The sequence below is a fragment of the Pelagibacterium lentulum genome (genome assembly GCF_003992625.1).
Lineage (GTDB): Bacteria > Pseudomonadota > Alphaproteobacteria > Rhizobiales > Devosiaceae > Pelagibacterium > Pelagibacterium lentulum.
Map to the genome: position 1 here is coordinate 188,945 of NZ_RZMW01000029.1, position 17,135 is coordinate 206,079.

14 protein-coding genes are annotated in these 17,135 nt (G+C 59.2%); 11 read left to right on the forward strand and 3 right to left on the reverse strand.

Annotated features, from left to right (window positions below; genetic code table 11):
• Positions 1-12: 12 nt before the first annotated feature.
• Together EO133_RS08135 and EO133_RS08140 are read right to left on the reverse strand one after the other, a co-directional pair.
• Positions 13-1,212 (reverse strand): pyridoxal phosphate-dependent aminotransferase, encoded by a 1,200-nt coding sequence (locus EO133_RS08135; RefSeq protein ID WP_127072146.1) that lies wholly within the window; start codon positions 1,210-1,212, stop codon positions 13-15.
• Positions 1,209-2,744 (reverse strand): carboxypeptidase M32, encoded by a 1,536-nt coding sequence (locus EO133_RS08140; RefSeq protein ID WP_244640823.1) that lies wholly within the window; start codon positions 2,742-2,744, stop codon positions 1,209-1,211. Before EO133_RS08140 ends, EO133_RS08135 begins: the two co-directional genes overlap by 4 nt.
• Positions 2,745-3,017: 273 nt before the next feature.
• Between EO133_RS08140 and EO133_RS08145 the strand changes: the two genes are divergently transcribed.
• The gene (locus tag EO133_RS08145) at positions 3,018-4,691 is read left to right on the forward strand and encodes a M14 family metallopeptidase (protein WP_127072147.1); all 1,674 of its coding nucleotides are present in this window, start codon (positions 3,018-3,020) and stop codon (positions 4,689-4,691) included.
• Between the two features lie 44 nt (positions 4,692-4,735).
• Here EO133_RS08145 and EO133_RS08150 read toward each other — a convergent pair whose 3' ends face one another.
• Positions 4,736-5,494, reverse strand: a complete 759-nt coding sequence (locus EO133_RS08150) for an SDR family NAD(P)-dependent oxidoreductase (protein ID WP_127072148.1) — start codon at positions 5,492-5,494, stop codon at positions 4,736-4,738.
• A gap of 298 nt (positions 5,495-5,792) precedes the next feature.
• Between EO133_RS08150 and EO133_RS08155 the strand changes: the two genes are divergently transcribed.
• From EO133_RS08155 to EO133_RS08200, 10 genes are read left to right on the forward strand one after another with little or no spacing between them, the layout of a single operon-like run.
• Positions 5,793-6,671 carry a DUF4438 domain-containing protein gene (locus EO133_RS08155; RefSeq protein WP_127072149.1) on the forward strand — a complete coding sequence of 293 codons (879 nt, stop codon included), beginning with the start codon at positions 5,793-5,795 and terminating at the stop codon, positions 6,669-6,671.
• A complete protein-coding gene (locus tag EO133_RS08160; protein WP_127072150.1) occupies positions 6,668-7,546 on the forward strand; it encodes a DUF4438 family protein in 879 nt (292 codons plus the stop codon). Before EO133_RS08155 ends, EO133_RS08160 begins: the two co-directional genes overlap by 4 nt.
• A 6-nt stretch (positions 7,547-7,552) precedes the next feature.
• On the forward strand, positions 7,553-8,635 hold the full coding sequence (locus tag EO133_RS08165; protein WP_127072151.1) for an Ldh family oxidoreductase: 1,083 nt from the start codon (positions 7,553-7,555) through the stop codon (positions 8,633-8,635).
• Positions 8,632-9,801: a M24 family metallopeptidase gene (locus EO133_RS08170; protein ID WP_127072152.1), complete on the forward strand. Its 1,170-nt coding sequence runs from the start codon at positions 8,632-8,634 to the stop codon at positions 9,799-9,801. The genes EO133_RS08165 and EO133_RS08170 overlap by 4 nt, the downstream gene beginning before the upstream one ends.
• Before the next feature lie 11 nt (positions 9,802-9,812).
• The gene (locus tag EO133_RS08175; protein ID WP_127072153.1) at positions 9,813-11,045 is read left to right on the forward strand and encodes a metal-dependent hydrolase family protein; all 1,233 of its coding nucleotides are present in this window, start codon (positions 9,813-9,815) and stop codon (positions 11,043-11,045) included.
• Between the two features lie 2 nt (positions 11,046-11,047).
• Complete coding sequence (locus EO133_RS08180) at positions 11,048-12,226, forward strand: pyridoxal phosphate-dependent aminotransferase (RefSeq protein WP_127072154.1); 1,179 nt, start codon at positions 11,048-11,050, stop codon at positions 12,224-12,226.
• Entirely contained in the window at positions 12,223-13,650 is a 1,428-nt protein-coding gene (locus tag EO133_RS08185) for a hypothetical protein (RefSeq protein WP_127072155.1), read from the forward strand. The genes EO133_RS08180 and EO133_RS08185 overlap by 4 nt, the downstream gene beginning before the upstream one ends.
• 2 nt (positions 13,651-13,652) lie before the next feature.
• Positions 13,653-15,056 (forward strand): dihydroorotase, encoded by a 1,404-nt coding sequence (locus EO133_RS08190; RefSeq protein WP_127072156.1) that lies wholly within the window; start codon positions 13,653-13,655, stop codon positions 15,054-15,056.
• Positions 15,053-16,108, forward strand: a complete 1,056-nt coding sequence (locus tag EO133_RS08195) for an ABC transporter ATP-binding protein (protein WP_127072157.1) — start codon at positions 15,053-15,055, stop codon at positions 16,106-16,108. The genes EO133_RS08190 and EO133_RS08195 overlap by 4 nt, the downstream gene beginning before the upstream one ends.
• Positions 16,105-17,121, forward strand: a complete 1,017-nt coding sequence (locus EO133_RS08200; RefSeq protein ID WP_244640824.1) for an ABC transporter ATP-binding protein — start codon at positions 16,105-16,107, stop codon at positions 17,119-17,121. Before EO133_RS08195 ends, EO133_RS08200 begins: the two co-directional genes overlap by 4 nt.
• The last annotated feature ends 14 nt before the right edge of the window (positions 17,122-17,135 follow it).

The following is a 17,135-nucleotide window of genomic DNA, read 5'->3' on the forward strand; positions in this document are numbered from 1 at the left end:
TTTCAATTCTCCTTAGGCGACTGAGCTCGCGCGCTCAGAGCGGATCGTTTCGATGGTCTTTTTCATGCGCACAAGAGCCTCCTTGATGCGCGGCACAGGCTGAGTCAGCGACATGCGGACGAAGTCGTCGGTATGGTCCCCATAGATGCGGCCCGGATAGATCATCACCTGCCCCTCGGCCAAAAGCCGTTCGCAAAATTTGCTGGCTGGCAGGCCGGTGACCGAAACATCGGCGTAGACATAAAAGGCGCCCTGGCATTCGGCGTAAGGGATGGACAGCTCATCGAGTCCTTTGCAAAGGGTGCGTCGCCGCTCGTCATAGATGCGCCGCATATCTTCCACGCATTGCTGATCGCCTTGCATGGCAGCAAGAGCGGCATGCTGACTGACGGCGGCGGTCGAGATTGCGAACGCATGGTTGATTTCGGCCATCGGTACGATCAACTCTTTGGGCCCTGCAAAGTACCCGACACGCCATCCGGTCATGGCATATGCCTTGGAAAACCCCGAAAGCGTGATGGTGCGCTCTTTCATGCCCGGAAGGGCAGCGACGGGCTGCACGGTGCTGTTGCCATAAGTGAGGCGAGCGTAAATCTCGTCTGAAATCACGATCAGATCGTGCTCGATTGCGAGCTGGGCAATCTTTTTGACTTCATCGGGCGGCGTCACCGTGCCAGTGGGGTTGTTGGGGTTGATCAGCACCAGAATTTTCGATTTCGGCGTAATCGCTTCGCGCACCATGTCGGCGGTCAAAGTGAAATTGGTCTCCATGGTCATCTTGACAGGAACCACGGTTGCACCGGCGAGATCGGCTGCCTGGCTGTAAGGCTCATAGCCCGGGCACGGCACTATGATCTCGTCGCCCGGATCGAGCAGGGACAGCCCAATCACAAACATCGCGTGCTGGCCGCCAGGGGTCACGACAATCTCGTCGGACGCATAATCGGTCCCGCCATAAGCGAGGATGTTTTTTGCAATCGCTTCACGTAGAGCGGGGATACCCAGTGGGTGGGTATAATGGGTCGCACCATTGGCAAGCGCGTCCTGGCCGGCCTTGATGATATGGGCCGGGGTATCGAGGTCGGGATCGCCCCGGCCCAGCTTGATCACATCGCCCAGTTTTTCGGCCATGTCCGCCATACGGGTGATGATATGGGCATCCTTGAGCTTGACGCGTTTGGCCAGACGGTCACCCATCCCTTTCGCAGTCATTTCCCCTCCTTTTCGAGCCCGTAGAGCTCGGAATACTTGTCGGTCAGATAAGTGATGTAGGGCTCCGGATCGAGTTTCCGTCCGGTAGCGCGCAAGAGCAGGTCGTCGCGCGAATAGCGGCGACCGTGACGGTGGACATGTTCGACCATAAAGGCGCGCAATGGGTCGTAATCGCCCCGTGCCAACCCCTCAGAAATGGCGCCATCCTCCTTTGCCTTGGCAAAGAGCTGGCTCGCCATGACATTGCCGATCGTATAGTTGCAGAACGTGCCGATCTGGCCCGATGACCAATGCACGTCCTGGAGCACACCGTGGGTATCATCAGGCACAGCAACGCCGAGATACTCGTGCATCTTGGCATTCCAGTATTCAGGCAAGTCGGAGACCTTGAGCGAGCCGTCGATCAGCGCGGCCTCTATTTCCACACGCAGCATGACGTGAAAGTCATAAGTCAACTCATCAGCTTCCACCCGGATCAGGCCCGGACGGCACCGATTGATTGCGCGATGGAACTCCTCGACCGTTACGTCGCCAAGCTGATCGGAATAATGGGCCTGGGCGGCAGGGAAGTGGATGTCCCAGAATTCGCGGGCCCGGCCCACATGGTTTTCAAACAGGCGCGACTGGCTCTCATGTGCGCCAAAGCTGACCCCACCAACGGCATAGAGCCCGATAAGATCGGTCGCCAGCGGCGTGCGGGTATAATCGGGATCAACCCCTTGCTCGTAAAGCGCGTGACCGGCCTCATGCAGAGCGCCGAACAGGCTCATGGGCATGTAGTTGCGCGAGAAGCGCGTGGTAATGCGCACGTCGTTGCGGGTGAAGGAAATCTCGAAGGGGTGGATTGTGGTATCGAGGCGCCCCCGATCAAGGTCATATCCGACAGTCTGGGCCATCTTGAGCGCAAATTCATATTGGCTCTCCGGGGAATAGTCGCGCTCCAGGAAGTCGGCGCGAGGCTGTTCCTTTTCTCCGATCGCCTTGACGAGCGGCAGAAGCCCCTCGCGCAGCCGGGCAAACAAGGGCCTTAGCGTGGCCACGGTTTCACCAGGCTCGAACCGGTACATCAGCGCGTCATAGGGGTGCTCTTCATAGCCGATGACCTCGGCCATCTCCCGGTTTAGCGCGACGGTTTCCTCAAGCAGCGGTGCGAAAAGTGCAAAATTATTAGTGGCGCGGGCCTTGGCCCAGACGTCCTGACCGGTTGAACCCAACTCCGCACGGCGACGGATCAGATCGGATGGGATGCGCGAGTGATATTGGACCGCCTCGCGAACCTGAGCGACGATTGTCCGCTCAACGCTGTCCTTGGGACGAGCGGCAAGTTCTGCCTCAGCGGCATCGAGCTCGCGGCGGGTATCATCGGAAGTCAGCATCTGGAAGGCGATGACCGAAAGGGTCGCTTCTTGCTTGCCGCGCGTAACCGAACCGCCCGGAGGCATCATGGTGCGCGCATCCCAGCTCAGGATTGATTTGGCGTTGAGCACGTCATTTACGCGCCCCATGGTTTCCAGGAGGGCTGCATAGCTCACAGCGCATAGACCCCTTTAGAGGCGTAATCGTTACCCGTGTGCCGCATGACCCTTATCCTTTCCCAATTCTGCCGACCAACCGCTCAATGACGACAAGCTTTGACTTGCTTTTTCAATTGTCGACAATCTACAAGCTAATAGTGGACAGGCTGTCATCGGCTTGTCAAGGATGATTAAAGGCCCTGCGCGAGATCGCGGAAAATCCTTTTCAGACAGGGATTTCGCGACAAACAGACTGGGGATTGTATGGCAAATTACCAAACGGAGGCTGGAATGGGCGCACCGAAAATCGCGTTCGATCGTTACTTTACCTACGAGGAGATGACCGAGCATTTGAGGGCGCTACAGGCGTCATATCCAGACTTGATGACCCTTTCTTCGCTCGCCAAATCCCATCACGGGCGCGATGTGTGGCTTGTCGAGATCAACAACGCCAAGACCGGGCCAGCATTGGAAAAGCCCGGATATTACATCGACGCACAAATTCATGCCGAGGAGCACGCGACCAGCGCCACCGCGCTCTATGCTGTGCACTATCTCCTCAGCCAGTATGGCATCGACCCCGAAGTGACACGGCTGGTCGACAGCCAGGCGATCTACGTTCTGCCGCGCATCAATCCGGATGGTGCGGAACTGGCTCTGGTGCCGCCTTACTACAACTGGTGTGGCAATGGACGGTTCATGCCCGGGGCCGACCGGATCGAGGGGCTGGTCCCAGAGGACATTGACGGTGATGGGTTCATTGTCTGGATGCGTGTTCCCGACCCCAAAGGCGAATGGAAGAAATCGGCCACCAATCCCGACATCATGGTGCAGCGCGCGCCGGGCGAGGAATGCGGCGAATACTTCCGGCTCTACCCCGAGGGGCGAATCCGCAACTATGACGGCGCCAACGTTCCGGTGGAGGCCCCGTTCGACGGCAACATGAACCGCAACTTCCCCACCAACTGGTCGCCCCAGGAGTATGGCGCGGGCGAGCATCCCCTTTCCGAGCCGGAAACCGCGGCCATGGCTCGTTTCATCCTCGACCACCCAAATATCTGTGGCATGTGCGCCTATCACACCCATGGGGGGATCATTTTGCGCCCGTCCATGACGCGCTCGGATGCCGATATGAGCCCGCGCGACATGACGCTCTACAAGGAGATCGGCAAAGTGGGGACCGAGGTGACGGGCTATCCCACCGTCTCGATCTACGAGGAGTTCACGCCGGACAAATCCAAACCCCGGCGCGGCGGGTTGATGGACTGGACCTATGAGGAAATGGGAATCATCAGTTTTGCCACCGAACTGTGGGATCTCGAAAGGGCCGCGGGCGTCGAAAAAGAGGGCTATTACAACCTCTATCCACGCAACGAGGAGGTCCAGCAAAAGGTCTATGATTATGTTACGGCCAACATGGCCGAGAAGGGTTGGCGGCCATGGCGCTCCTTCAATCACCCCCAGCTGGGCGAGATCGAGATCGGTGGCATGGTCAACATCTGGAGCTATCGTAATCCGCCCGGCCGGCTGCTCGAGAAGCTGTGTCACGACAATGTGGTCTTCAACATCCGGCACGCCCTCGCAGCGCCGCGGGTCAAGATCGATTCTGTTGACATAGAGGCTCTGGGTGCAGGGCTTTACAAGGTACGCGCCATCGTCTCCAACCACGGCTATCTGCCGACCAACCTGTCCGATGTCGCAGTCGAGAACAAGGTTGCCAAGCCCGTGCTGGCCGGGATCGCAATCGAGGGCGGTGCACTGGTCATGAACCCGGAGCGGGTACAATTGGGCCATCTGGCCGGGCGCAACGAGCGCCTCTATCCCTATTCTCCATGGGGTCAACAATGGACGGCCAATTCCCGGCCCGTCGAATGGCTGGTCCGCATGGATCAAGCCGGAAGCGTGACCGTGTCGGCGCAGTCGGAAAAGGGTGGCACGGACCGGTTGACGGTCGAACTCGGATAACCTCAGCGCGGGCGGCGTCCATGGCGCCGCCCGTATCCCTGAGATCAGGTAGCGATACGGCCCCCGTCGATCACAAGTCCGATGCCGGTAACGAACGAGGATAGTGGCGTCGCCAGATACAGAACCGCTTCGGCGATTTCATCACCAGTTCCCATTCGGCCCAACGGTGTTATGGCACGCCAGCGGCGCTCGATCTCTTCGGGGTCAGCTGCAAGATCGCGGTTGCGGCGGTTCATCTGCGTGTCGATGACGCCAGGATTGATCGCGTTGCATCGAACGTTGCGGTCAGCGTACTCAATGGCGATGACACGGGTCATCGACATGATGCCGCCCTTGGACGCCGCATAGGAGAGATTTCCACCAACATTGGCAAAGGCGCTCACCGAGGAATTGTTGACGATGGTGCCGCCGCCATTGCGCAACAGGGCCGGCAGCGCGTGTTTGCAGCCAAAGAACGTGCCCTTGAGATTGACCGCGATGACCTTGTCGAACAGATCTTCTGCAATCTCGTCCGAAGCGGTGACGGGCTGTTCGATACCGGCATTGTTGAAAATCGTGTCGAGTTTGCCAAATGTCTTTTCGGCCGTTTCGATCAAGTGCGCCACATCGTCCTCAATCGAGACGTCGCATGGCACATATACAATGCGCCCGGGCAGATCGGTTGCGTTAGCCTCAAGAGATGCCCCGGCCTCGGCGTTGATATCACCCACCACTACATCGGCACCCTCCCGGGCGAATTTGAGCGCTGTAGCCCGGCCCATACCCTCGGCGCCACCGGTGACGATGGCTGTCATGTCTTGCATTCTCAAGTCTGTGTTTCCTTTCGTTATTGAACTGTTTCGGGATCGCCCAGCCAGTTTTCCACCGTGGAGGCGCTGTGCTCTGAGACACTCTTAGACCGCCAAATCCTCTATTTCCTGCCCCTCCCCGGCAGCGCATGTCAGGTGCGCATGCCCACAGCACCCCGTGGCAATTGCGGACACCCCTGCCCTGCTTGACCTCGTCTTCTGCATGTGCATTCTTACACTCTGTTCGATTGTCGACAATCTACAAACTGAACGTTGACACATGTTTGGCCCATCGCGGGCAAAGGAGTAGGGCATGAAAGAGGCGACCGGGCTCACCGACAACGCAGGCGATCTGGTGGCAATGGCCGTGTGCGGCTATGTAAGCCAGCCCTCATTGCGGCCGGGCGGTTATCTGCACTATCCCGACGGAAAAGGCGTGATGCTGCCCGGCATGTTCGGGGTCACTTACAATGCCTCGGTGGGCGATCGCGCCTTTGGTTGGGCAGGCGACCATGTCGAGCCCGGTGTTTCCATAGCCAATCCCAATGAAAGCGCCGACTTCGCCCTGCACTATCTTACCTGCATCGGCAACGAAGCGACGGTGATGAGCGGTCTGACCAAGGGCGCAAAGGGCATCGTAACGGGCGAACATGCGAGGCTGCTGGTCGCGTTTGAGGACGAGGTCAACGAGATGCTCAATATCGGTGACCAGATCCAGATTATGGCGCATGGGCGTGGTATCGCGCTGAGCGAATTCCCCTCGATAGAGTTCAAAAAGACCAGCCCCCGCCTACTCAATGCCATGAGGCTTTCGCGTGCAGGTAACGGCGCGCTTAAGGTGCCCGTCGCCATGGAATTGCCTATCGAGATCATGGGCTCTGGCGCCGAGCTCAATTCCGAATATGTCGATCAGGACCTCATGAGCGGGGACAGGCCACTGATGGCAGATCTCGGGATCGACCAGATGCGATTAGGCGATCTGATTGCCATCCGCCATGCTGACCACCATTTCGGGCGGTCTTACCGTAAGGGCTCGGTGTCGATCGCTTTGTGCATTCATGGGGACTCGGTGATGACCGGACACGGACCGGGCATCCTGACGCTGATGACCTGCACCGATGATTCCATCGATTTCGAGATCGATCGCACCGCCAACATCGCCAACTATTTTTCAATCGGAGTGCGCTCATGACCCTTTCGATCAACACGGACGACCTGATTGCGGTCTCGGTGGGCGGCGCAATTGCGCATCCTGGATTTGCCGGGCTTCCTGCTGAGCCTTACAGGCTGGCCGCGGACGGCACCCCCTTCCTTCTGCCCACCTTTGGGGGCATCGTTTATAACGTGTCCGTCGGAGAGAGGGCCTTTGGCTGGGCCGCCGACTGCATCCATCCAGGTGTCTCGGTCAAGGGGGCCGACGACGTGAAGAACCGCGGGCTCAACGTCTTTGCCTGTGTCGGAAACACGGCCACGGTCATGACCGGCCAGGCGCAGGGCGCCAAGGGCGTTGTAACCGGGAAATCAGGGCGCTTCTCCGAGCAGGTGATCGTTCATTTTCCCAAGGACGTCCGCACAAAGATGGCGGTCGGAGATCAGATCGTCGTCAAGGCCATCGGCACCGGGATAGAAATTTCCGGCCATGAGGCGGTTGCGTGCAAAGGCTTGTCGCCGGACTTGCTTGGAAAACTCTCTACGCGCAGCGAAAACGGCGTGCTCAAGGTCGGCGTGGTCGCAACAATACCGCCCCATTTGGTGGGCGCGGGCGCCGGATTGACCAGCGAAGGCGGCAGCCTGCACATGCAGTCGACCGACCGAGCGCTTCTCGCCGAGTTAGGGCTCGACACCTTGAAACTTGGCGATATCGTCGCTTTTGGCGACACCGATAGCCGGTACAATCACGGCTATCTGCGTGGGGCGACCTCGATTGGTGTCGTGGGCCAGACAGACGGGCCGCGCGCTGGCTATGGCCCTGGGATCACGGTCCTGATGACCGCGCCTGGCGGACAATTGAGCACGTTCGAGGACCGTTCGGCGAATATCGCTACCCTGCTCTCGCTGGAGCCCTAAACGCAGATGACCATCACCCTGACATCGGTCACCCGCGATAGCATCGACGCGTTCATGCGCGAGGGTTTCGAAGCGCTTGGACTCACGCCCGAGGACGCAAAGATATTTGCCGATGCGCTGGTTTTCTCGGAACTCCGCTTTCACCCCGGCCATGGCCAGGGCGTTCGGCGCATCAAGCGATACCGTGAACGGATCGCAGACAAGATGGTCGACCCGCGCGCGCCTTTCGAGATCGTAAAACGTTCGCCTGCCCTGGCGCTTTGCGATGCTCACAATGGAATCGGAACGGTAGCGGGCTCAAAGGCCATGGCAATTGCCATCGAAATGGCGAAAGCCTCGGGCATCGGCACGGTGATCGTGCGCAATTCCACCCATTATGGCTCGTCTGCGGTCCATGCCTGCCAAGCGGTCGAGGCTGGCTGCATAGGCGTTGCTTATACCAATGCAGGTCCCGAAATGGCGCCCTGGGGCGCCCGCGAAGGCGCTGTGGGCACCAATCCCTGGGGCATTGCGGCTCCCACCGGGCTGGGCTTTCCGGTGGTGATGGACTTTGCGCTGACCACCGCTGGCAAAGGCATGATGGACTGGTTGGCGCGCGGGGGCAAACCTATGCCCACGGACTGGGCGCTGACCCCAGAGGGTGAAACCACCGACGATCCTAACGCCGCCATGACCGGGGCGCTACTCGCGATCGGCGGCTACAAGGGTTACGGGCTGGCGTTCATGACCGATGTCCTGACCGGCGTTATCGGTGGGGGCGGGTTCGGGCTCACGCCTTATGCTGACCCTCAAAAGCTCGATGTTTCCCACTCTTTCACCGCTATCGACATTGAATGGTTCATGGCGCACTCCGAGTTCGAGGCACGCATGGACGCATTCGCCAAGATGGTAAAATCGCGCCAGACACGGCCCGGCTTTTCCGAAATTCTGCTGCCTGGCGAACAGGAAGCGCGTCGCGTGGCAGCAAAATCGAGATCCGGTGTTCCGCTTGATGACACGGTGCTAGAAGAACTTGTTGCGCTCGGGGACGATTTGGGGCTGAGAAATCGCCTCAAGATCGTCGGACCTTATATGGAGCCCACGCTGTGACGGCGCTCCTGCCTCTTGGCAATCAGTTCCGGGCCGAGCGCCGCGATGCCCTGCGCGCCAGACTTGCAGCAAGCGGGCTTGATGGCGCGCTTCTGCTTTTGCCCGCCAACGTTCTCTACCTTACAGGCTTTGTATTTTCGGTGAACGAACGGCCTATTGGTTTGTACGTGCCTCTCGAAGGTGAGGCAGTTCTGCATGTGCCTCTCCTTGAGAAAGAAAACGCCGAAGTCATCTCAGGTGTGTCGGTCCAGACCTATTTCGAATATCCCGGCGAGGATCCCGCCGAACTGACGATGATCACGCACTGTGGCGCCAAGCGACTTGCGGTCGACGCGCTAGACGCCCGGTTCCTTGATGCCGCACGCGACAGGGTAGACTCCCTGACGCTTACCGACCCGGTCGCCCCGCTCCGGTTTATCAAGACGCAGGCCGAACTGGCGCTGACCCGCGAGGCAGCCCGGTTCGCCGATCTTTGCCTTGAGCGCCTGTTTGATCACGCTGGCACTTTGATCGCAGACAGGGCTGGCGAAATCGACCTTTTGAACGACTGTGTCGGACACGCGCGCGATGCTCTGTTTGCCACTCATGGCACTGCGTTTTCTGGAACCAAGATGGGGATCACCGCCTCGGTTCATTCAGGCCCTCGAGCTGCACTGCCCCACGGCGCTACAACCGACCGCAAGCCGCAATGGGGCGAGACGCTGATCGCAGGGATCGGCTGCAGCCTCGGTGGCTATCACGCCGAAAGCGGGGTCACGTTGATAGTGGGTGAAATGAGCGCCGAACAACGCGCTGTCATGCAGGCCATGCAAGCGTGCAACGACGCCGCCATCGAGGCACTAAAGCTCGGCGCCGTCTGTGCGCAGATCAATGCTGCAGCGCTGAATGAACTCCAAGCCGCCGGCTTGGGCGAGGCCATCCGGCACCGGATCGGGCACGGCATGGGCGTTGAAGGCCACGAGGCGCCCTGGCTTGCTCCGGGCGACGCGACTGCCGTTGCGCCCAACATGGTCTTTTCCAACGAGCCGGGCGTCTACCGACCCGGACGCGACGGCTACCGCACCATCAATACCATGATCGTCCACGAGAACGGGGTAGAAATTGTCTCGCGCTTTCTGACCGATCACCCCATCGACACGCGCATCGTCGCGATTCCAAGCCTCTGAGGGAGGATCTCATGCCCGAACCCGCCGCCTGGCACTACACCAAGATCATAAAGCCAATGTTTGAGGCCGAGGCCATCGATCAGCGCGTCCTGGGGCGCGTCATCACCGCCAGAGGCGATGAGGTAATCGAGGAGGGCTATATCGAAATCAAGGGCGGCAAGATCGTTGCCGTGGGCGCGGCGGCTGACGCTGTGGCGGACGACAAGATTGCAGTTCTCGACACCGGTGGCAAGACCATCATGCCCGGCATGATGAATTCGCACGCCCATCTGTCCTGGGACGGCATTCATGAGCTTTCGTTCCAATCGATGTATGACAGCCCGGAAATCCGCGCCTACAAAGCGGCGGGCAACATGATGAAATCGCTTCGCGCCGGAATTACGCTGGTGCGCGATCTGGGCGTGCACAACGCAAACCTGTTCACCAAGCAGGCCGTCGCACAAGGTATCCTGCCCGGACCAAGACTGCTGGTTTCGGGCGAAAGCATCATCCAGACTGGCGGTCATACCTATTGGGTATGCCGGGAGGCCTCGGGCGCCGATGAAATGCGGCGGGCGGTGCGCGACCAAGTAAAGGGCGGTGCCGATCTGATCAAGATCATGGCGTGTCACGACACGCTCGAGTTTACCGATGCCGAACTTGAAGCCGTCATCGACGAAGCCCACCGCAACCGCCTGCCGATCACCGCGCACGCGACCTATGATTCTTGCATTCGCCGGGTTGTCGAATTCGGCGTCGATTGCGTCGAACATGGAGGATCGATGAGCGAGGAGACCATCGCACTTCTGCTCGACAAGAAAGTCCCGATCGTGACGACGTTTTCGGCTCTGGTGATGCAGGCCAATGCTGAGATCGCACGGCGCTTTGCGATCCCCGAATGGAAGATCGCCGAACGGCAGAAGGCTGTGGGCGACAAGTCGCGTTTCGATGGGCTGGTGCGCGCTGCAAAGGCCGGGGTGCCCATTGTATTCGGTACCGACGCAGGCAGCCCGGCAGTCGAACATGATTCCATCGCCCCCGAGCTCGACTTCATGGTCGAAGTCGGGGTCTGCCCCGACCGGCTCGACGCCATCCGGGCGATCACCGCACGCGCCGCAAAGCTCAATGGTCTCGAGGACCGGCTCGGCACGCTCGAAGCGGGCAAGGAGGCCGATTTCATCATTGTGGACGGCAAGCCCGATCAGGATCTGTTTGCGCTCGAAAGAGTGGCCATGACGTTCATCGCCGGAAAGCGGATGCATTGAAAATGAGTATCGTTACCCAAAAACTGGCCGCGCGCATCGTCGAGGAAGACGGCGCATTCCGTTCCAAAATGCTCGCCATCGCCGCAAAGCTCGACGACGTCATCGCGCTTGGCCGCGGTGACCCCGATTTTCACACGCCCGCCCATATCGCCCAGGCGGCCAAAAAAGCCATTGACGACAATCAGCATCACTACACCGGACCCACCGGCCTGCCCGTGTTGCGCGAAGCAATCGCAAACGATCTAAGAGCAAACTACGGGCTCGATTATACGGCGGACGAAATCGTTGTTACCGCTGGGGTTCAGGAGTCGATCACGCTGCTGATGTTGGGGCTCATTGAGTCAGGCGATGAAGTGTTGATCACCTCGCCCCGTTTTACCACCTACGACACTGCCGTGCATCTGGCTGGCGGGGCGCCGGTCCCGGTCCCAACCTATGAAAAGGACGATTTCGCGCTCGATGCGGCCGAGATCGAAAAACGGATTACTGGCAAGACAAAGATGTTCGTGCTGGTCTCGCCCAATAACCCCACCGGCGCCGTGACTCCGCCCGAGACAATTGAAAAGATCGCCGATCTGGCGCGCCGGCACGACCTGTTGATCGTCGCCGACGAGATTTACGCCAAGCTCATCTATGAGGGGAACGCGCACCTCTCGATCGCGACGCTGGAGGGGATGAAAGAGCGAACCATTACGCTCAACGGGTTTTCCAAAACCTACGCCATGACCGGCTGGCGGGTGGGCTATCTCGCCGCTCCTGCAGATTTCGTGGAAAAAATGACGGAGCCTCGCCACACGCTCTCGATCAACACCTGCACGATTTCCCAATATGCGGCACTGGCTGCACTCACCGGACCGCAGGACGCCATTGAGGAGATGGCGCGCCAATATGGCGAACGTCGCACCTATCTCATGGGCGCGTTGAGCGAACTTGGCCTGAGTTACGGGCACCCCGGTGGAGCCTTCTACATCTACACCAACATCTCGTCGACCGGGCTCGATGCACCCGCTTTTTGCGAGGAGCTTCTGCGTGAGACGGGTGTGATGGTGTTTCCAGGCACGATGTTCGGCGACGAGAGCACCGACTACATCCGGATTTCCTATCTCCAGCCCCTGCCGGTGATCAAGGACGCGGTCGTGCGGATTGCGCGCTTTGTAGACGCGAAAAGGAATGCGGCATGACCACAGTCCCCAATGCAGACGAAAAATTCGTCGGCATCCAGATTAGCCCGATCAGTTTTCTCGACGAAGGGGTGGATACAGTTCTCGACACGCTGCAGAACCGGGTCGGTGTCAACGTTCTCATGCTCGGCACCGTGTCCTGGCTGGGACTTAAGACCGGGCGCTCAATTTCCCACGCTCTGGACGGATGGCCCGACCATGGGGTTCCCGAGCCGTTCAAGATGAAGGGCGGCGCCTATTTCAATCCAGACCCCGCCTACTACAGCGGCACCTTTATCAAGGACTTCCGCGCCAAGGATCCTGAGTTTGAGGGCAAAGACATCCTCGAAATGGTGATCAAGCCTGCGCACGATCGGGGCATGAAGGTTTTCATCGAGTTGATGGAGCCGTTCTTCAAATACACCGGGCATGGGTCGACCAACACGGTAGAAATTCCCAACCTCGCACAGGCCATGGAGGTCGACATTTTCGGGCGGCTGGGTGGCGATCCTTCCACAAGCCACCCCGATTATCGCAACTGGATTCTCTCGATGATCGAGGATCAGGTGCGCAACTACGATATCGACGGGGTCATGTGGTGTAACGAACGCAATTCCCCGCTCGACACCTTGATCCAGGGCGATGCGCCGGGAGATTTTTCCACCCATGCCCGGCGCGAAGCGCTTGAACGCGGGATCGATGTGGAAGCGTGTCGAAAGGCGCTGCTCAACCTTTACGATTTCATGCAAGAAGCGAAAAGTGGCAAAACCTTTGCGGACGGAGCGTTCATCACCTTTATCCGCGAGCTTCTAGCCAATCCCGAAGCCCTGATTTGGGAGCGCTTCTGGCTCGAACGCAACAAGGATCTGGACCGGGAAATCTATGGGCTGGTTAAATGGTGCAAACCCACGCTTTCCTTTGGCCTCAATGTCTGGAACCGCAACCACTTCAACATATTCCGGCGGGCACAATGGCCTTGGGAGGAACAGACGCTTTACGCGGACTGGGTCAAGCCCATCACCTATCAGCACCAGTCTGGTGAAATCTTTGCCAAAGAGCTGAGCTTTTTCCAAAAGACCATCCTGCGCGACTTCTCACCCGAAGACGTAACCGGGGTACTCTATTCGATCCTGGGATTAAGCGAGGCGCCCTATGGCGAGGTAATACAGAAAGGTATGGACCCCGATACTTACGTCTATGGCCAATGCGCCGATGCCGTTCGCGGTGTCAACGGACGGGCCAAGGTCTACATGGGCCTGGGGATAGACGCGCCGCGCGTACGGGCCGATCAGGCCAAATGCACCCCCGATATCGCCTATCGCTCGGTGATGGCGACCTATCGGGCCAGAGGCCAGGGCGTGGTTCTGGCGCCCAACTATGCCTCAATGCACCTGACCAACCTTGACGGGGTCGCCAAGGCTCTGACCGAACTCGGGCTGAAGTGAGCATGGCATTCGATACCATCATCGCCGGTGGCAGAATGGCTGAGAACAACCAGCCGCTTGATATGGGGATCACTGAGGGGCGTATCGCGGCAATAGCGCCTGCGGGCAGCCTCTCGGAAGCCCGAGATATGATCGATGCGTCCGGCAAGATCGTTTTGCCCGGAGCCATCGACATACACGTGCATATCCGCGCGCCCGGCTTTTCCGAGCGTGGCACGGTGGAAACGGAAACTGCCGCTGCGGCGGCTGGTGGGGTGACAACGCTCTTTGAAATGCCAATCACCGATCCCTGCTGCAACTCGGCCGAGCGCGTCGCCGTGCGTCGGCAGCATTTCGCCACCCGCGCTCTGGTCGATTTTGGCCTGTTCGGCGCACCCGCCGATCTTAGTGAGACGGGAGTCTCGGCGCTTACCAGGGCCGGTGTGATTGCATTCAAGATATTTACGACCGCTGCACCGGAAGGACGCGCAGAGGAGTTCGAGGGTCTCGCTTATCCCGACGAGGGCGACGAACTCAAAGTGCTTGAGGCCGTTGCGAAGACTGGACGGGTTGTCGTTGTCCACGCCGAGAGCGAACAGCTTTTGAACCATTTCGGGACGCTCGGAAGAACGCTCGACCCCTCTCGCGCCGAAACTCACATTTGTATGCGCCCTGCCCTGTGCGAAGCGGTGGCGATAGCGCGGTTGCTTACTCTTAACATCAAGGCCCAGGCAAAACTCCATTTCGCCCATATTTCGAGTGCGCTGAGCGTTGACATTCTGCGCCGATTTTCGGGCACATCCGACTTTAGCGCGGAGACCTGCCCGCACTATTTGTTCCGTACGGTCGAGGATGTGGAGCGCTCAGGGGTGGACGCCAAAATCAACCCACCAGTACGTTATAGGTCCGATCAGGAGGCGCTTTGGTCAGCACTGGATGATGGCACGATTTCCCATGTCGCCACAGACCACGCCGGTTTCTCGCTGGCTGAAAAACAGGCGGCGAAAGACAATTTCCCCGCGGCCCCTCCAGGATCGCCGGGGCTCGAAATGCTTCTCCCTTCAATGCTGGACGCGGCGCTATCAGGCCGGATCGGTCTTGCGCGCGTTACCGAGTTGTTGGCGGCCAACGCCGCAGATCGGTTCGGCCTCAAGCAAAAGGGTCGGATCCGTCCGGGAATGGATGCCGATCTGGTGCTCATCGACCCCAACGGGCAAACCACGATCGACCCGAAAAGACTGTTGACTCAAGCCCGTGCAGTCAGCGGACTTTATCAGGGAATGGTATTCAAAGGCGCAATCACGACAACCCTTGTGAGGGGTACGACGGTTGCGCACAATGGCGAAATCGTTGCGCCGCCGGGCACCGGCCGCTTCGTCTCACCTGACGACATTTTTTGCCCCACACAGTCCGGAGGGAGCCAATGAGCCACATCACAAGTCCAGAGACCCCGCCCGCTGCCCCGCTTGATTGCGCCTCACCGCTGCTCGAAGTACGCGATCTCCAGACGAGTTTCATCGTGGGCGAGGGCGAACAAGTCAGGGCCGTAGATGGGGTGAGTTTTACGGTGTCGAGCGGGGAAACACTGGCCATCGTGGGCGAATCCGGATCGGGAAAATCGGTGACCAGCCTATCGATCATGCGGCTCCTGCCGAAAAAGATCGGCATGATCACCGGCGGGTCGATCTCGGTGCGCGGTCGCAATCTTGCGCAACTTAGCGAGCGCGAAATGCGTCGGGTCCGGGGCAATGAAATCGGCATGATCTTCCAGGAGCCCATGACGAGCCTCAATCCCGTCCACACGATCGGACAGCAGATTTCCGAAGTGGTAATCGAACATCAGAAGCTCTCGAAAAAGGCGGCCTGGGCGCGAGCTATCGAGATGCTGGAAATCGTGGGGATCCCCGAGCCGGTCAAGCGGGCCTCCAATTATCCTCATCAGATGTCGGGTGGCATGCGTCAGCGCGCCATGATCGCAATGGCCTTGGCGTGCGAGCCCACACTGTTGATTGCGGACGAACCGACAACCGCTCTGGACGTCACAATCCAGGCCCAAATCCTCGAACTGATGAAAGACTTGCAGGCCCGATTGGGAATGGCCATCGTCTTTATCACGCATGATCTGGGCGTGGTTGCCGAAATGGCTGACCGGGTCGTGGTCATGTATGCTGGTCAGGTTGTGGAGACCGGTTTGGTCAACGATATCTTCGCAAACCCGCGCATGCCCTATACTGCCGGGCTCATGCAATCGATCCCCCACATCGGGTCATCCGAAAACAAAAAGAAGCTCCAGACCATACCCGGCTACGTGCCGCTCCTGACGCGTTTGCCGAGCGGGTGCCGGTTCCGCACGCGTTGCACATACGCCACCGATCTTTGCGCCGCGGCAGAGCCACCGTTGGAAACCCTCGAAGACGGCCGCTCGGTGCGTTGCGTGCGCTGGCGTGACCTTGACTTAACGCCTCGGAGAGCGACATGAACGCGACCATGACAATCGAAAAGACCGGACCCGAAAGCCGGGCGACGTTGCTTGGCGTCAAGAACCTTGTCAAACACTTCCCAATACGTGGCGGGGTGCTCAACCGCGTCGTCAATGCCGTGCAGGCAGTAAACGATGTGAGCTTTTCAATAAAGCGCGGCGAGGTCGTCGGGCTGGTGGGTGAGTCAGGATCGGGCAAGACCACCGTGGGACGGACAATCCTGCGCCTCGAGGAGCCGACATCTGGCAGCGTGGAGTTTGATGGCACCGACATCACCACGCTCAACCGCCGCCATATGCGACGCTTTCGCAAGCGCATGCAGATCGTCTTCCAGGACCCCTATGCCAGCCTCAATCCGCGCGAGAAGATCAGCACTATTCTCGGGCATGCGCTAGCGTTGCACAATATCGGCAAGCCGGGCGAACTAGAAGATCGGATCGTAAGGCTGCTTGAACAGGTGGGCCTGACCGGCGACTACATGCATCGGTTTCCACACGAATTTTCTGGCGGGCAGCGCCAACGGATCGGCATTGCGCGCGCCTTGGCGGTCGAGCCCGACTTCATCGTTGCCGACGAGCCGGTTTCAGCGTTGGACGTTTCGATCCAGGCGCAGGTAGTCAACCTGCTTGATGACCTCAAGGATGCGTTCAACCTAACCATGCTCTTTATCGCCCACGATTTGGCGGTGGTTGAGCATATCTCGGATCGGGTGATCGTGATGTATCTGGGACGGATCATGGAGATTGCGCCCACACGCACGCTCTACACCGTGCCCAATCACCCCTACACCAAAGCACTGCTTTCGGCGGTGCCAGTGCCGGACCCAACCGACCGCAAAAAACGAATTATCCTCAAAGGTGACATCCCGAGCCCGATCAACCCGCCCTCGGGGTGCGTGTTCAGGACGCGGTGCCCAATGGTGATCCCGGAATGTTCGAAAGTCGTGCCTCAACTCACTGAAGTCGGGGCGGGTCATTTAAGCGCCTGCATTCGGACCGCGGGTGCAAGCTAGGAACCCTTGGGCTA

Excerpts from the sequence above, each read along its gene's own strand:
- EO133_RS08185 (WP_127072155.1), top strand. The coding sequence starts at position 12,223 with ATGACCACAGTCCCCAATGCAGACGAAAAATTCGTCGGCATCCAGATT.
- EO133_RS08135 (WP_127072146.1), bottom strand. The coding sequence starts at position 1,212 with ATGACTGCGAAAGGGATGGGTGACCGTCTGGCCAAACGCGTCAAGCTC.
- EO133_RS08195 (WP_127072157.1), top strand. The coding sequence starts at position 15,053 with ATGAGCCACATCACAAGTCCAGAGACCCCGCCCGCTGCCCCGCTTGAT.
- EO133_RS08160 (WP_127072150.1), top strand. The coding sequence starts at position 6,668 with ATGACCCTTTCGATCAACACGGACGACCTGATTGCGGTCTCGGTGGGC.
- EO133_RS08175 (WP_127072153.1), top strand. The coding sequence starts at position 9,813 with ATGCCCGAACCCGCCGCCTGGCACTACACCAAGATCATAAAGCCAATG.
- EO133_RS08165 (WP_127072151.1), top strand. The coding sequence starts at position 7,553 with ATGACCATCACCCTGACATCGGTCACCCGCGATAGCATCGACGCGTTC.
- EO133_RS08145 (WP_127072147.1), top strand. The coding sequence starts at position 3,018 with ATGGGCGCACCGAAAATCGCGTTCGATCGTTACTTTACCTACGAGGAG.
- EO133_RS08150 (WP_127072148.1), bottom strand. The coding sequence starts at position 5,494 with ATGCAAGACATGACAGCCATCGTCACCGGTGGCGCCGAGGGTATGGGC.
- EO133_RS08155 (WP_127072149.1), top strand. The coding sequence starts at position 5,793 with ATGAAAGAGGCGACCGGGCTCACCGACAACGCAGGCGATCTGGTGGCA.
- EO133_RS08180 (WP_127072154.1), top strand. The coding sequence starts at position 11,048 with ATGAGTATCGTTACCCAAAAACTGGCCGCGCGCATCGTCGAGGAAGAC.
- EO133_RS08190 (WP_127072156.1), top strand. The coding sequence starts at position 13,653 with ATGGCATTCGATACCATCATCGCCGGTGGCAGAATGGCTGAGAACAAC.
- EO133_RS08200 (WP_244640824.1), top strand. The coding sequence starts at position 16,105 with ATGAACGCGACCATGACAATCGAAAAGACCGGACCCGAAAGCCGGGCG.